Origin of the sequence: Gluconacetobacter entanii, assembly GCF_003206495.1 — a bacterium.
Taxonomy (GTDB): domain Bacteria; phylum Pseudomonadota; class Alphaproteobacteria; order Acetobacterales; family Acetobacteraceae; genus Novacetimonas; species Novacetimonas entanii.
Window position 1 is genome coordinate 144,328 of the sequence record NZ_NKUF01000003.1, and the last position, 15,742, is coordinate 160,069.

At 64.7% G+C, this 15,742-nt stretch carries 12 protein-coding genes, 1 tRNA gene and 1 pseudogene; 8 read left to right on the forward strand and 6 right to left on the reverse strand.

What is annotated here, in order from left to right:
* The first annotated feature begins 272 nt into the window (after nucleotides 1–272).
* On the forward strand, nucleotides 273–1,745 hold the full coding sequence (locus CFR72_RS02685; protein ID WP_110912506.1) for a circularly permuted type 2 ATP-grasp protein: 1,473 nt from the start codon (nucleotides 273–275) through the stop codon (nucleotides 1,743–1,745).
* On the forward strand, nucleotides 1,727–2,770 hold the full coding sequence (locus CFR72_RS02690; RefSeq protein WP_110912507.1) for an alpha-E domain-containing protein: 1,044 nt from the start codon (nucleotides 1,727–1,729) through the stop codon (nucleotides 2,768–2,770). Before CFR72_RS02685 ends, CFR72_RS02690 begins: the two co-directional genes overlap by 19 nt.
* 72 nt (nucleotides 2,771–2,842) lie before the next feature.
* Here the strand turns inward: CFR72_RS02690 and CFR72_RS02695 are convergent.
* From CFR72_RS02695 to CFR72_RS02720, 6 genes and pseudogenes are all read right to left on the reverse strand, one after another.
* Nucleotides 2,843–5,359: pseudogene (locus CFR72_RS02695) on the reverse strand (EAL domain-containing protein); the annotation flags it as partial.
* Between the two features lie 785 nt (nucleotides 5,360–6,144).
* Nucleotides 6,145–6,219: transfer RNA gene (locus CFR72_RS02700), tRNA-Gln, on the reverse strand.
* Nucleotides 6,220–6,326: 107 nt separating this feature from the next.
* Nucleotides 6,327–6,983, reverse strand: coding sequence for a TetR family transcriptional regulator (locus tag CFR72_RS02705; protein ID WP_110912553.1), 657 nt, complete (start codon nucleotides 6,981–6,983; stop codon nucleotides 6,327–6,329).
* Between the two features lie 124 nt (nucleotides 6,984–7,107).
* The gene (gene proC, locus CFR72_RS02710; RefSeq protein ID WP_110912509.1) at nucleotides 7,108–7,938 is read right to left on the reverse strand and encodes a pyrroline-5-carboxylate reductase; all 831 of its coding nucleotides are present in this window, start codon (nucleotides 7,936–7,938) and stop codon (nucleotides 7,108–7,110) included.
* Entirely contained in the window at nucleotides 7,938–8,441 is a 504-nt protein-coding gene (locus tag CFR72_RS02715; RefSeq protein WP_110095508.1) for a type III secretion system chaperone family protein, read from the reverse strand. Before CFR72_RS02715 ends, proC begins: the two co-directional genes overlap by 1 nt.
* A 249-nt stretch (nucleotides 8,442–8,690) precedes the next feature.
* Entirely contained in the window at nucleotides 8,691–8,984 is a 294-nt protein-coding gene (locus CFR72_RS02720) for an accessory factor UbiK family protein (protein WP_110912510.1), read from the reverse strand.
* Between the two features lie 206 nt (nucleotides 8,985–9,190).
* On the opposite strand from CFR72_RS02720, the gene rfaD reads away from it, so the two are divergent.
* The 6 genes from rfaD to CFR72_RS02750 all read left to right on the forward strand — a co-directional run bounded on the left by rfaD (nucleotide 9,191) and on the right by CFR72_RS02750 (nucleotide 15,689).
* Nucleotides 9,191–10,171: an ADP-glyceromanno-heptose 6-epimerase gene (gene rfaD / locus CFR72_RS02725; RefSeq protein WP_110912511.1), complete on the forward strand. Its 981-nt coding sequence runs from the start codon at nucleotides 9,191–9,193 to the stop codon at nucleotides 10,169–10,171.
* A 211-nt stretch (nucleotides 10,172–10,382) separates the two neighbouring features.
* A complete protein-coding gene (gene lgt, locus CFR72_RS02730; protein ID WP_110912512.1) occupies nucleotides 10,383–11,243 on the forward strand; it encodes a prolipoprotein diacylglyceryl transferase in 861 nt (286 codons plus the stop codon).
* Nucleotides 11,240–12,313 carry a class I SAM-dependent methyltransferase gene (locus CFR72_RS02735; RefSeq protein ID WP_110912513.1) on the forward strand — a complete coding sequence of 358 codons (1,074 nt, stop codon included), beginning with the start codon at nucleotides 11,240–11,242 and terminating at the stop codon, nucleotides 12,311–12,313. The genes lgt and CFR72_RS02735 overlap by 4 nt, the downstream gene beginning before the upstream one ends.
* A 5-nt stretch (nucleotides 12,314–12,318) precedes the next feature.
* Nucleotides 12,319–13,125 (forward strand): peptidoglycan editing factor PgeF, encoded by an 807-nt coding sequence (pgeF, locus tag CFR72_RS02740; protein ID WP_167400282.1) that lies wholly within the window; start codon nucleotides 12,319–12,321, stop codon nucleotides 13,123–13,125.
* 7 nt (nucleotides 13,126–13,132) lie between these two features.
* Nucleotides 13,133–14,506 carry a hypothetical protein gene (locus tag CFR72_RS02745; protein WP_110912555.1) on the forward strand — a complete coding sequence of 458 codons (1,374 nt, stop codon included), beginning with the start codon at nucleotides 13,133–13,135 and terminating at the stop codon, nucleotides 14,504–14,506.
* Between the two features lie 199 nt (nucleotides 14,507–14,705).
* A complete protein-coding gene (locus tag CFR72_RS02750; protein WP_110912514.1) occupies nucleotides 14,706–15,689 on the forward strand; it encodes a ribose-phosphate pyrophosphokinase in 984 nt (327 codons plus the stop codon).
* Nucleotides 15,690–15,742: the final 53 nt, after the last annotated feature.

The following is a 15,742-nucleotide window of genomic DNA, read 5'->3' on the forward strand; positions in this document are numbered from 1 at the left end:
GTCGTGCAAGCAAAGGCATCATGTTCCCGGGCCGCCATGCACCGTGTATCAGGCATGCGATCCCCATGCATTGCATGAGTTTGCGGCCAGCGCCATACGCGGCGGTCATTTCGTCGATGGAATGGCGAAAAAGAAAATGGAATGCAGATTTTACCTTGGCAAGGACGTGTTTTCTTGCTCCGCTAAGTCACCAGCGTAACGAAATGGCAGGTGGGTGGGCATGTTTCCGTCACGCCTGATCCTCCTTCCGCCATGGGTACGGGAGCAGGGGCATGAATGATACGGTAGGACGCACCCAGACACGGGGTGCCGGGCTGTTTGCGACATATGACGTGCCATCGTCCTTTTGCGAACTGATGAACCGTGCCGACCTTGCCACTCCCGGCCTGCGCTGCGTGCGTGACCGGCTGGCGCATTTCGACCTCGATGAACTGCGCCGTCGCACCGCAGCGGTGGAGGCGCAGCTTTACCGCCTTGGCATCACCTTTACCGTCTATACCGACAACCAGGCCATCGACCGCATCCTGCCCTTCGACGTGGTGCCCCGCGTCCTGACGGCGGCGGAATGGGACCATGTGGAACGCGGCGTGCGCCAGCGCGTGCAGGCGATCAACCTGTTCCTGTGGGACATCTACCATGACCGCCATATCCTGCGTGACGGGATCATCCCGTCGGAAATGGTGCTGGGCAACGCCAATTACTGCGACGCGATGGTGGGGCTTGACGTGCCAGGCGGGGTCTATGTCCATGTCAACGGCACCGACCTCGTGCGTGATCCGGCCGGGCGTTTCCTGATCCTCGAAGATAATGCCCGCACGCCGTCGGGTGTGTCCTATGTCATTGAAAACCGGCATATGATGCTGCGCATGATGCCGGACCTTGCCTCCGGGCTGGATATCCGCCCGGTTGACGAATACGGCCTGCGCCTGCACCGCGCGCTGGCGGAGACCGCGCCCGATGGCGTGGCCGACCCGCAGGTCGTGCTGCTGTCGCCGGGCATCTATAACGCCGCGTATTTCGAACATGTCTTCCTTGCGCGTGAAATGGGCATCCCGCTGGTGGAGGGGCGCGACCTCGTGGTGGTCGAGGGCCGCGTCTTCATGCGCACGGTCGCCGGCCTGTCGCCGGTCCATACAATCTATCGCCGCCTGAATGATGATTTCCTCGACCCGCAGGTCTTCAATCCCGACAGCCTGCTGGGCGTGCCGGGACTGGTGGACGCCTATCGCCGGGGGAACGTCACCATTGCCAACGCCATCGGGACGGGCGTTGCCGATGACAAGGCGGTCTATGCCTACATGCCGCGCATCATCCGCTACTATCTGGACCAGGACCCGATCCTTGACAATGTGGAGACCCATATCTGTGCGGAGAAGGCGGGACTGGACTACACGCTGGCGAATCTGGACCAACTGGTGGTCAAGCCGGTCGGGGAATCCGGTGGGTATGGCCTGCTGATCGGCCCGCACGCCACCTTGGCCGAGCTTGAGGATTTCCGTGCGCGCCTGCAGGCCGATCCCGCGAATTACATCAGCCAGCCCGTCATCAACCTGTCGGTCTCCCCCACGCTGTGCCCGGCGGGGCTGGAGGCGCGACATGTTGACCTGCGGCCCTTCGCCGTGACGGGCAAGGAGACATGGGTGCTGCCCGGTGGCCTGTCGCGCGTGGCGCTGCGCAAGGGATCGCTGGTGGTCAACTCCTCCCAGGGGGGTGGGTCAAAGGACACATGGGTGCTTGCGTCATGACAAATCTTTCGGTTTTTCCCACGCCCGTCCTGCCAGGGCTGCATAACCTGCTGTCACGTTATGCCGAGAGCATGACATGGATGGCGCGTTATATGGAGCGCATCGAAAACCTTGCCCGCCTGATCGAGGTCACGGGCACCTTTGTCCGCCCGCGCAATGGCCATGCGGGATGGGATTCCGTGCTGCAGATCAACGCGGACGAAGCCCGGTTCTTCGCCATGCATGAACAGGCATCGGAACATGCGGTGGTGGGGTTCTATATCACCGAACGCGACAATCCCGGCTCCATCGCCGGGATGGCGCATGCGGTGCGCGAAAATGCCCGCGCGCTGCGGCCGCTGATTTCCACCGAAATGTGGATGCACCTCAACGTCTTTACGCAATGGGTGCGTGACCTGACGCCGACCGACATCCGTGCGGGCAGCCTGTCTGGCATCTGCACGCGCCTGAAACAGGAATGCCAGACCCATTTCGGCATTACCGAAGGCACGCTGTACCGCGATCAGGCGTGGCTGTTCTATGTCCTTGGCAAGCACCTTGAGCGCGCGGACCAGATCACCCGCCTGCTGGACATCAAATACCACACGCTGCTGCCGCGTGGGGCGGATGTCGGGTCGGACATTGATATCAGCCAGTGGACCTCCGTCCTGCGGTCGGCCGCGGCCTACCACGCATTCCGCCGTGTGCTGCCATCGGGGATGACGCCGGTGAACATCGTGGGGTTCCTGCTCAAGAATGACGGGTTCCCGCGCTCGCTATCCACCAGCCTGCGTCAGGTCCATTCCGCGCTGGGCCTGCTGGCGGGGGAATACCGCCTGCGCCATGGCAGCCACATCCTTGAACGGGTGGAGGAGTTGCGCGTGACCCTGGCGGAACAGACCGCCGAGGAGATCATCAGTCGCGGCCTGCATGAATACATGGAATGGATCCAGTGCCAGTTGCGCCAGATCCAGGAGGAAATCGTGCAGGCGTACTGGCCCGCGGCCCCCATGCCGGTCGGCATGGCGCAGGGGCAGGCGCAGTAACCCCGGCGGGACGCCGCCTTTCTTGGAAAAAAGGCGGCGCCCAAAAAACTTTGATCCGTTATCCAGTTCCCCTCAGGTCGGGGCGATTTCCTTGGGCGTATAGCTGGCAAGCCATGTGATGAGGTCTTCGGAGGCGAGGGGCTTGGAGAACATGTAGCCCTGCAGCACATCGCAATCCATGTTGACGAGGATCTGGCGCTGTTCCTCGTGCTCCACCCCTTCGGCCACCACGGTCATGCCAAGGCTCTGGCCAATGCGGATCACCGCAGTGACGACCGAGCGGACCTTGTCCACGGTTTCCAGTCCGTTCATGAAGCTGCGGTCGATCTTCACCTCGTTGACCGGCAGGCCCGCAAGGTTCGACAGGCTGGAGAACCCGGTCCCGAAATCGTCCATCGACATGCCCACCCCCAGTTCACGCAGCGCCTGCGCGGCCTTGATGGTGCGGTCATAGTTGTCGATCATCGTGCTTTCGGTGATTTCCACCATCAGGCGTGCCGGCGGGATTCCCGTTTCCTCCAGCACTTCGGCCACGAATTCGGGCAGTTTCTCATCGCGGAAATGCAGCGGCGACAGGTTGACCGACACGGTGGGAATGTCGATCCCGTTGCGGATCCATTCGGCCATCTGGCGGCATGCCGCGCGCATCGACCACTTGCCGATTGCCTCAATCTGTCCGGTTTCCTCCGCCACGGCAATGAAGCGCGCGGGCGAGATGAAGCCCAGCGTCGGGTCGTTCCAGCGCGACAGGGCCTCCACCCCGTACATCTTGCCCGTGCGGGCATGCACCTGTGGCTGATAGACAAGGCGTAGCCGGTCATGGGCGATCGCATCGCGCAGCGCCGCCGCAAGGATCAGACGATCGGTCGCCTGCTGGTTCATCTTGGGGCTGAAGAAGCAGTAATTGCCCCCGCCATGCGCCTTTGCCTGGAACATCGCCGTTTCGGCATGCTTGAGCAGCGTCTCCCCCGTCTCGCCATTTTCGGGATAGACACTGATCCCGATGCTGGCGGAAAATGTGACGGAGACATCACCCACCTGCATCGGCTGTGACAGCAGGCGCAGGATCATGTCCGACAGGGATGATGCATGCTGCTGGATGCCGCTGGTGATGATCGTGAACTGGTCCCCGCCAGAGCGCACGATGGTGTCGTCAATGCCGATCGCATCGCGCAGTTGCGTCGCGATGTAGGAAATCAGGTCGTCGCCCGCCGCATGGCCGAACACGTCATTGATGTTCTTGAAATTATCCAGCCCCAGCGACAGCAGCATGAAATTGCCGCGCGTGGGACGGCGCAGCATCTTGTCGAGGTGCTGGCGCAGCCACAGCCGGTTCGGCAGGCCCGTCAGCGTATCGAAATGCGACAGCTTGGCGATATGTTCCTTCGCCTCGTACCGTTCCAGCGCCAGCGTGCACAGATGCAGGCTGGCATTGACGGCCTTCTGGCACCAGGCCTGCGGCTGGCGCTTGGTGCGGAAATACAGGGTGAACACCCCGGCCACCCGGCCACCACGCAGCACGATGGGCGTGGCCCATGCGGCGCGGATGCCATTGCGCATCGCCGCCGAACGCAGCGTCAGCCATTTGGGGTCGATCTCGATATCGGGGGAGGTGATGCTCTTGCCGGTATAGGCGGCGACCCCGCTGCTGCCGACATCCGGCCCGATTTCCAGGGAATCGAACAGTTCGACAAGCGACATCGGCAGGCTGGCGCGGCCCACGCATTTCAGCTTGGAATTGTTGTCCACCGTAAAGATGGCGGGCATCACGTCGAGGCCGTTGTTTTCGATGCGGCGGCAGATGAAATCCATGATCTCGCGCAGGCTGAGATCGCTGGAGATCGCCTCGAGCGCATCGCGCTGCAGCGTCTCGAGGAAGTGGTTTTCCGTGATGTCCGTCAGCACGACGACGATGTTCTCGATATCGCCGTGGTCCTCGAACACCGGGTTCATCGTGGCCGAAACCCAGATGTCGCGCCCGTTCTTGTGCCGCGCGCGGATGTCGAGGTTGAACCCCTTGTCATTCTGCGCGCCGCTATGAAGCTGGTTCAGCGTGCTGATGTCCGTCGTGTCCCCCGCAAGGATGACCGACAGCCCATGGCCGATGACGTGGCTGGGTTCATAGCCGAACATGTCGGTAAAGGCGCGGTTGACGTAGATCAGCCGGAATTCGGGATCGAGGATGACCACGCCACGGTCGGTTTCGCGTACCACGAGCGAGAGCAGGCGGATCTTCTCGCGGTCCGCCACCTCCTGCGAGATGTCGCGGATCAGCGCCATGTAGCCGATCTTGCCACTGACGGAGGTGCGCGACAGCGACAGTTCCGCCCAGAAACTGGTGCCGTCGAAGCGTTCCACCTGCACTTCGCGCGAGGTGCCGACGATCTTGTTGATGCCGGTGTCGCGGTTATGCTTGATCAGGTCGTCGTGGGATGAGCGGATCTTGCGCGGGACCAGCACGTTGACGTTGCGGCCCAGGACATCCGCGCGCGTGCAGTTCCACAGCCGTTCGGCCGCGCTGTTGAAGAATGTGACCGTGTTGGTCTCATCAATAAGGACGACCCCCAGAATGGTCTGTTCAAGGGCAGGCCATCATGGGTCCGTATCCAGGTCGCAGGACCCGACCCGGCACGGACGGTCATGGTGCTGTAAAAGGCCAATAAGATACTGATTGCCGTAAAGCGGCATCCAACAGTCTGATTTTGTCATGGCACCAGAAGTAGACTTGTAAATTCGTGAAATAATATCAAAAACTTATGATCTGCTTTATAAGTTTAAAAAAGCTTAATAAGTGTTCCGGGCAGATTAAATCACAATCTTGTGACGCTGTTACATCATGTCCTGAATATCCTGCTGCACATGGCCGGGACATGACCGCACGATGCCTGCGGACAGGACGGGCATGTCATGGATGGGCGGCAGTCTTGTGGGATATTTTCTGCCTGTCCCGATCGTGTATGTGGGGCAGCGTGAAATATGAACACCTGTAAGATCAATGCGGTAGGTGCATATCAGACATAAGAAAATTGGTACCGGAAAAGTCCTGTTTCCTGCATCCCCAATGGCATTGCGCCGCAAAGCGAAGTGGCGATGGCCTGCCATTGCGCGCGATTCGATACGGGACCGCAAACAGCGCCGCCCGCGTTTTCCATACGGTTGGCTACCCTGCGGATGGATCGTGCGGCCCGATGGCGGACTGGGGCAGGGAAGGCGTCGCACAATTACGGGGAAGGTCTTGGTGACGCTTTTTTAAAAGCTTCAAAAACGCCGCCGTCCTGATGAGGAGGCAGCCTGCGGTCAGCATGATCCGGCCATGGCAGGCAGGGCGCGTATCCCCGATCCTGCGGGGGATATTCATTTCATGGAAAACCGGCTGGCTGGGGCGGGAGGATTCGAACCTCCGCATGGCGGAATCAAAATCCGCTGCCTTACCGCTTGGCTACGCCCCAATCGTTACGACCGATTCGTCAGTGCTGTCGCCCTTCTAGAGCGCGAAGCGGGTTCGCGTAAAGGGGCAACAGCATACATCCACAGGAAAGGCGTTTCAGGAGCGGTTTCAGACAGACGGTTCCAGCGGCAGGTCCACGCTGGGATCCGTGGAGAAATCCTGTCCGCCCAGACCGCCAAGGCCTTCCGCCGCGCCTGCGGCCTTCGCCCCACCGGGCAGCGCGCTGAAACGCAGCGCCTTGTCGAGCGCCTTGTCCAGCGTGGCCATGGTGGTGCCCATGTCCATGCTGTCATCCTTGTCCCATGCGCGCAGCGTCACGGTCCATGCCCCCAGCAGCGCCTGCACGCGCAGCGCTCCCGCCAGTCCGCCGACCTCAAGGCCCGCGGCGCTGAGCATCCATTTCATGCTCTCGACCGTCGCCCCACCCAGCAGCAGCGCCAGTGGCGGATCGAACGGCAGCGCGCGCAGCGCGGCACGCACACCGGCGCGGTACTGCTGGAACACGTCGATGCGCCGCATCAGCAGGTCAAACAGCTTTTCACGCGGCGTACCGGTTGACCCGTCATCCACCAGCGCGGCCTCGTCCGCAAGCCGGCCCAGCGTCAGCAGGATATTCGCCTTGAACGGAAAGCGCTTGCGCGCGACATCCAGACTCAGTCCCGCATCGCGTGCGGCATCGACAACCGTCAGTCGCCGCCAGCCATAAAGGGCGGCACGCTCCATCGCGGAGCGGAGAAGGGCATCGTCAAACTGGTCGTTGTCCATGGAAATTACGATCTTCCGGATGTCTTGTTTGCCAGGGCGCGCCATGTCCGCACGGTACGGGCCGGACGCCGGTTTGAAATGGCGAAAGGTTCCGCCGGGTTGCCGTCGTTATATTGCGCGTGTCTCAGGATGCAAGTTCACGCGCCCGCTGGCTTGCCGCCCGGATCGCCGCGCGCAGCGTGGCGGGCCATGCGTCCGGGGCCATCAGCACCGACAGCGCCTGCGCCGTGGTGCCATTGGGGCTGGTGACATTGCGGCGCAACTGTTCCGCGTCGAGTCCGCTGCGCTGCATCAGTACGCCCGCTCCCGAAACCGTCTGGCGCGCGATCTGGCGGGCAAGGGCAGGGGGCAGTCCCCCTTCTACGCCGGCCTGTTCCAGAAGTTCCGCAAGCAGGAAGATGTAGGCCGGACCACTGCCGGAGATCGCGGTCACGACGTCGATTTCGTCTTCACGTTCGACCCAGGCGGTCTGGCCGATCGCCGACAGGACACGGTCGCACAGGCTGCGCTGCGCCGCCGTGGCGCAGGGCGGGGCATAGGAGACGGTCATGCCTTCGCCCACCGCCGCCGGGGTGTTGGGCATCGCGCGGATGACCACGGGTTGCGCCCCGGCGGGCATGTGGGCGCGCAGGGCGTCCGTCAGGCCGCCCACCGTCCTGCCCGCCAGCACCGACAGCACCGGTGCGTGCGTGGCGAACGGCGCGATGGCGGCGATTGCCGCCGCCACCTTCTGCGGTTTCATGGCCAGCACGATCAGGCCGGGGCGGAAATCCGCCGGCAGCTCCGCCACGTCACGGACGAGGCGGTGCGGCGCGGGCAGCGTGTCGCGATGCCGATCGACGACGACGGAAGGGGCCAGCCCCTCCGCCAGCCATCCCTCCAGCATCGCACCGCCCATCTTCCCGCATCCCACCAGCAGGACCGGCGGAAGCGAAGGGGCCTGCGCGTCCGCCATCACGCCATTCCCGCGCAGTCGAGCATCGCCGCCTCGAGCGCCTCGGCCGGGGACTTGCCCCCCCACAGCACGAACTGGAACGCGGGATAGAAACGCTCACACTCCGTCAGGGCGATGTCGATCATGTCCTCGAGGCTTTCGACCGAAGCACCCGGCGCGCCGCGCAGCAGCACCGCATGGCGGAACAGGGGCATGCCATTGTCGAGGTCCATGCCGAAATGCCCGATCCACAGGCGTTCGTTCGCCAGCGCGACCAGTTCGAACAGGTTGCGCCTCTGTGCATGCGGCACCTTCAGGTCGAAGGTGCAGGTGAAATGCATCGCACTGACTTCGCGCGACCAGGAGAAGAACAGGCCGTAATCGCACCATTTGCCCGGTGCCTCGGCCGCCATTTCCGAATCATTGCGCCGGTCGAATGCCCATTCATACCCGCCGACGATCTGTTCCATCAGATCGAGCGGGTTGGAGTCCTTGGGCGTTGTCGTGAAATTCAAGGCAGGCATTGTGGGACTCCCCGAAGCCGTCGTGGAGGGAATCCGGCATCTCTGCTGGATCCCGAGCGTCTGCAACCCGTCCCCCGCCACAATGGAAGCGCGGGGACGTCTTTTCACCCTATTGCCGGTATGGGCGTGGTGGCAAGCCTGTGACGACGCGGCGGCGTGTGCATGGCCGGGCGCATGGCCCGTGGGGAACCGCCGCGCGGGGCCGCGCCGCCCGCGATGGCGCGTACCACGTCGGATGGCCGGTCGCTCTCAGCCGCGATAGGAGGTGGCGGCGGGCGTGGTCATGCTGGCTTCGAGGTCGGCGACACGGGTTTCAAGGGTCGCGACCCGCTTTTCCATGGCTTCCTGTGCGATTCGCGCGCGGGTCGCCATTTCACGCACGACCTCGAATTCGTCGCGACGGACAAGGTTCAGGTTGGCCAGCGCCTCGTCAACGCGGGCGCGGACCATGGCGCCGATTTCCTCGCGCACGCCGGAGAGGGCGGAAAAGGCACCGCCGGCAACACCGGCAAGATCATCAAAAATGCGTGGTCTGGCGGACATCGCGCGTAACTCCTAAGGCATGGGCCGGATGGGTGGGGCACGCCGGGTCGCGGCGTGCAGGGCACAAGTATAGACCCATACCCGCCGCGAAGTCATCCGTGCGCCATGGCGGCGGGGAACGCGCCATGCCGACATGGGGGGTGTCTTTGTTGCGGTTTGTGGCATGGTGTCGCGGTGTTCGCGGGCATATGGGATTTTGTGGTTCAATGATCATCATCACGGGCGGGGCGGGGTGCATCGGGTCGTGCCTGCATCAGGCATTGCAGGCGCGCGGGGAACAGACAGCCATTGTCGATTCGCTGGGAAATGGCGGGAAGTGGCATAATCTGTGCAAGCACGTGCCGGATTTCCTGATCGCGCCGGGGGAGCTTGACGCTTTCCTCGACAGTCGCCCCGACGTGACGGCGGTCTTCCACCTTGGCGCGATCAACGACACCACTGCCGCCGATGGCGATCGGGTATGGCGCACCAACGTGGACCTGTCGCTGCGGCTGCTGGAATGGTGCGCGCGGGAGGAAGCGCGTTTCATCTATGCCTCCTCCGCCGCGACCTATGGCGCGGCGGACCGGCCGGGGATGTTTTCCGATGACCCGGCGCACCTGGCCACGCTGCGCCCGACCAGCCTGTATGGATGGTCCAAGCATGCCTTCGACTGCCTGCTGCAGCGCCGCCTGGCGCAGGGGGATCTGCAGGGGCTGTCATGGGCGGGGCTGAAGCTGTTCAACGTCTATGGTCCCAATGAATATCACAAGGGGGCCATGGCCTCGCTGGTCTATGCCAAATATGCCGAGATCCATGCAGGTGGCCCGGCGCGACTGTTCCGTTCCGACCGGCCGGAGGTGGCCGACGGGCATCAGGCGCGCGATTTCATATGGGTGGGCGATGTGGTGTCGGTCATGCTGTGGCTGCTGGACCATCAGCATGTCCATGGGCTGTTCAATTGCGGGACCGGGGTGGCGCGGACCTGCCTCGAACTTGTCGATGCGGTGTGCGATGCCGCAGGTGTCGCGCGGCGGGTCGAATTCATCGACATGCCCGCCGCCCTGCATGGACAGTACCAGTCCTATACCTGCGCCGACATGACGCGCCTGCGCACGGCGGGATATGCGCAGCCCTTCACACCGCTGGCACAGGGGGTGAAACACTATGTCCGCGACTATCTTGCCGCCGCTGATCCCTATCTTTAAGAGACTGCCTGAAAAGTCGTCCACAATGACATCCCGAAGAGTATAAAAGTTCTTGGTGAAGCTTTTTTCAAAAAGCTCCAGCGGACGCCTCCTTTTTGGAAAAAAGACGGCACCCCGAAACTTTTGGAATTTCTGATCGGCGGATTATTTCAAAGCCTTAAGGCGTAGTCACCTCCCGCGCCCGTCAATTCCTGATCGCGAAAGTCGCTGCATGCTGCCTGTCCTGATGTTTCCGCAATTTGACCCGGTCATGGTGCATTTCGGGCCGTTCGGCCTGCGCTGGTATGCGATGGCCTATATCGTGGCGCTGGTGGTCGGATGGCGGGTGGCGCGCCGCCTTGTCGCGCTGCCGCCGCGCGCGGCCACGGCGCTGCAGGTCGATGACTTCCTGACATGGGCGACGCTGGGCGTGGTGCTGGGGGGGCGGCTGGGTTACATCCTGTTCTATCAGCCGGGATATTACATCACCCACCCGCAGGCGATCCTGGAGGTCTGGCATGGGGGAATGTCGTTCCATGGCGGGGCGGCGGGCGTGATTATCGCGCTGATCGTCTTTACGTGGCGCAACAATCTCAGCTTCCTCGGCTTTTCGGACCGGATCACCACGGTGGTGCCCATCGGGCTCGGGCTGGGGCGGATCGCCAATTTCATCAATGGCGAACTGTGGGGACGCGAGGCCCCGGCCTCCCTGCCATGGGCGATGGTCTTCCCCGACGCGGGCCCGATCCCACGCCATCCTTCCGAACTGTATGAAGCCTTCGCCGAAGGGCTGGTGCTGTTCAGCGTGATGTGGCTGGTCTCGCGCAGCCAGAAGGTGCGTGAGCATCCCGGCTTCCTCGCCGGGCTGTTCCTGTTCGGCTACGCCATTGCGCGGACGGTGTGCGAACTGTTCCGCGAACCGGATTCCTTCATCGGATTCCTGCCATTTGGCGTCACCATGGGGCAGGTCCTGTGCGTGCCCATGGCGATCGGCGGGCTGGGCCTGATGCTCAATGCCTGCCTGCGTCCCGCGCGCACGGAACTGATGCCCCCCGATGCCCCGGAACTGGAGGACGGGGACACCGCGCGATGACCGCCCCCGCCACGCCTGTCAGGCTGGACCGGTTCATGGCGCGCGCCAATGCGGCCTATTACAGTGGGTGCGACCCATTTGCCGATTTCATCACCGCGCCCGAAATCTCGCAGATGTTTGGCGAACTGCTGGGGGCATGGGTGGCGGTGACATGGCAGGGCATGGGTGCGCCCGCGCCCTTCGTGCTGGCGGAGGCCGGGCCGGGGCGCGGGACGCTGATGGCCGATGCGCTGCGCCTGCTGGCGCGCGTGGCCCCGGCCTGTTACGCGGCGGCGCGGGTGCACATGGTCGAAACGTCCCCCCGCCTGCGTGACGCGCAGGCGACGGCGCTGGCGCCCCATGCCGATGCTGTCACCCCTGTCTGGTGCGACGCGGTGGCCGACCTGCCGCCGGGGCCGATGATCCTGCTGGCCAATGAGTTCCTTGACGCGCTGCCCATCCGGCAGTTCGTGCGCACCGCACAGGGATGGGACGAGCGCAGTGTTGTGGGCGAGGTGTTCGTCACCGCCCCGGCCACCGACCTGCCCGTTGGCGGCCCGCTTGCGACACGCGACGTTCCGGAAGGCGAGGTGCTGGAAACCTGCGAAGGCGCGCTGGTGATTGCGCGCCAGTTGGGACGGCGGCTGGCGCAGGGGCAAGGTGCCGCCCTGTTCATCGATTACGGATATGACGGGCCGGGATGGGGCGATACGCTGCAGGCGCTGCGTGACGGGCGTCCGGCTTGGCCGCTGGCCCGCCCCGGCATGGCGGACCTGACGGCGCATGTCGATTTCGCGGCGCTGGGGGCAGCGGCCCGCGCGGGCGGGTGCGCCACATGGGGCAGCGTGACGCAGGGTGCGTTCCTGTCCGCGCTGGGCCTGTTTCCCCGTGCGGCGCAACTTGCGCGCAACCAGTCGCCCGAGGTCGCGCGACAGGTCAGCGAGGCCGCGCAGCGCCTTGCCGCCCCGGACCGCATGGGTGGCCTGTTCCGCGTCATGGCGATGACACCGCCCGGCATGACGGAACTGGCGGGGTTCGAGGGATGCGCGCCCATTGCGCCGTCGCCTGCGGACATGGGAAAGGGCGGATGACGCGCATGGAGGGGGAAGGTCAACTGGGACAGGATCAACTGGATGGGCCGGTCGTGCGTGCCGGACTGCTCGATCACGTGCCGCACGGGTTTTTCACCCGCCTTGGCGGGGTTTCGACGGGACCGTATGCATCGCTGAACTGCTCCATGCGCAGCGGTGACGATCCTGCCGCCCTGCGTGAAAACCGTGCGCGGGTCGCCCGTACGGTCGGGGTCGCGGCCGAAAACCTCCTCGGCGTGACGCAGGTGCATGGCAATGACGTCGTCAGCGTGACTGCCCCATGGGAAGAAGGGCAGGGCGCGCGGGCCGATGCCATGGTCTGTGCCCGCCCGGGCCTTGCGCTGGGGGTCATTACCGCCGATTGCGCGCCGGTGCTGTTCGCCGATGCGCGGGGGCATGTGGTGGGGGCGGCGCATGCCGGATGGCGCGGGGCGGCGGCAGGCGTGCTGGAGGCGACGGTTGCCGCGATGTGCGCGCTGGGAAGCCGCGCCATGGACATCCGCGCCGTTGTCGGCCCGTGCATTGCGCGTGACAGTTACGAGGTGGGCGCGGACATGCGCGACGCCGTGCTGGCGCTTGATGGCGCAGGGGAAATGTTCTTCACCCCCGCACGGCGGGAGGGGCATTACCAGTTCGACCTGGCCGGCTATTGCGTGGCGCGCCTGCACCGTGCGGGTGTGGGACAGGCCGACGCGCTGGGTATCGATACCCTGACGGACGAGGCGCGGTTCTTCAGCCATCGCCGCCGCACGCTGGCCGGTGGGGGAAAGATCGGGCACCAGATTTCAGTAATCACCATACCCCATGTATGATGCCGTCATGAGGGTAAAGTTTTTCAGGCATGGCGTAAGGGCCCTGACGATGTCGGGCCTGTGCCTTCTTGCCGGGTGTCTCGACGTGCCGCATCCATTCCGTGGCGCGGGCCAGTCGCAGCTTGCGAATGCACCGCCGGCGCGCCTTGCGGTACCGCTGCCGACGCAGGCGCTGCTGGTCAACATGGCCGCGCAGACATGGCAGAAGGACATGGTCGCCGCCATGCTGGACCAGTCGGTTCCCGCCGTGGGACAACCTGCAAAGGCCGGGGACTGGTGGCTGCGCATGACCGCGAGCCTGCAGGGAAACGTGGTCGTCCCGACCTATGCCGTGATTACCCCCAAGGGCGAAGTACGGGGCCAGACCAGTGGCGCGCCCGTGCCCGCCGCGTCATGGTCCGCCGGGTCCGACGCGGTGATGCAGACGTCCGCGGCACAGGCCGCGCCGGAGGTTGCGGCCCTGCTGACCGGTATTCAGGCCGCCCAGATGCAGAAGGATCCCAACAGCCTGAAGAACCGGCCCGCCCATGTGTTCTTCCAGGGGGTCCGGGGCGCGCCGGGCGATGGGGATGCGGCCCTTGCGCGTGCCTTTTCCGCCTCCCTGCGCGATGCGCATGACCAGGTCCAGCATACGCAGGGCGGTGCCGATTTCACCGTCCTGTGCACCGTGGTCGTGACCCAGTTGCCCGCCACGGGCCCGGCACGCCAGCGCCTGACGCTGACATGGCGCGTGACCGACCCGCACGGCAAGGAAGCCGGGGCGGCGACCCAGATCCATGATATCGCCGCGCATACGCTCGACGGGAAATGGGGCGACGCCGCCGAAGCTGCGGGCGAGGAAGCGGCCGGTGGCGTGCGGCAGATCATCACGCGTTATTCCGGGCGCGACAATGCGCCGCTGTCGGCCAGTGCCGCGCCAGCCAACGTCCCCGTTGGTGCCCCCCCGGCGGGTGCTGCCACACATCCCGCCGTGACGCGCCGTACGCGCGTCGTTCCGCCCGTCACGGCAGGGGCGCCCGCTACCGCGCCCACCGTGCCGGCGGCTTCCGCCCCGGTCGCGCCAAAGCCGCCCGTGGTCCCGGTGGCAACGACCCCGGTTGCTTCCGCATCGCCCACATCCATAAAGGCAGCACCCGTGGCCTCTGCTCCGGCAACACCCGCGCCCGCCATGCCGTCTGCGCCCGTGACGCCTGCACCTGCCATGCCGGTGGCCCCCGCGCCCGTTACCCCGACCGTCACGACGCCGCCTGCGGTGGCAGCGCCCGCCACGACAGTCCCCGTTACCACCCCGAGCGCCCCGGTCGCCCCCGCCCCGGCCGCCCCCACCCAGGCCGCGCCCGCGCGGCGCCTGCCTGGGGTCACGCTTCCGCCCACGCGGTAATGGCGGGCGGAGTGTGGCCGCCACGCCACGATGGACAGGCGTGTTCGCGACGCAGGTCCGCGTTGATGTGTTCAGGCCCATCTTCGGGGGGTGCGGTGGTGACAGGGACTGGCGCGATTGCTAGAACCCGGCCGATCCATGAAAACGGAAGTGGCCTGCCACGGCCGCTTCGCCTCACGTCGTCCGGGAACGTCGCAAGATGAAAATCGTCGCCTGTAACAGTAATCTGCCCCTTGCTGAAAAAGTTGCGGTCGAACTGGGGATGCCCTTGTGCGACGTGACCGTCCGTCGCTTCGCCGACATGGAAATCTTTGTCGAGATCCATGAGAACGTGCGTGGCGAGGATGTGTTTGTCATCCAGAGCACCTGCTCGCCCACCAATGACAACCTGATGGAACTGCTGATCATGCTCGACGCGCTGCGTCGTGGCTCGGCCCGGCGCATCACGGCGGTCATGCCCTATTTCGGCTATGCCCGGCAGGATCGCAAATCCGGCCCCCGCACCCCCATCAGCGCGAAACTGGTCGCCAACATCCTGGTCGAAGCCGGGGCCAACCGCATCCTGACGATGGACCTGCACGCCATGCAGATCCAGGGGTTCTTCGACATTCCCGTGGACAACCTGTATGCCGCCCCGCTGTTCACCCGCGACATCAAGGGCCGGATGGGGCAGGAGGCGCCGCTGCCTTACGAAGCGCCGGATCTCAACATCCCCGGCGGCCCGCACAACCTGATGATCGTCTCCCCCGACGTGGGCGGCGTGGTGCGGGCGCGCCAGCTGGCGCAGCGCCTGAACGTGGATCTTGCCATCATCGACAAGCGGCGTGAGCGCGCGGGCGTGTCGGAGGTGATGAACGTGATCGGTGACGTGCGCGGCCGGTACTGCGTCCTTGTGGACGATATCGTCGATAGCGGCGGGTCGCTGTGCAATGCGGCCGAAGCGCTGATGCGCCATGGCGCCGCGGCGGTGGAGGCGTATGTGACCCATGGCGTGCTGACGGGGGGGGCGGTCAGCCGCATCGGGCAGTCGCCGCTGCAGATGCTGACCCTGACCGACAGCATCGCCAAGACGGAAGACGTGCGCCAGTCGCACAATATCCGCCAGATCAGCACCGCCAACCTGCTGTCGCGCGCGATGCGCGCGGTGTCCGATGAAAGTTCGGTGTCGTCGCTGTTCGACTGATGCCGCCATTGACCGGCGTCACTGACCGGGACAGATTTATTTCATAGTGTGTC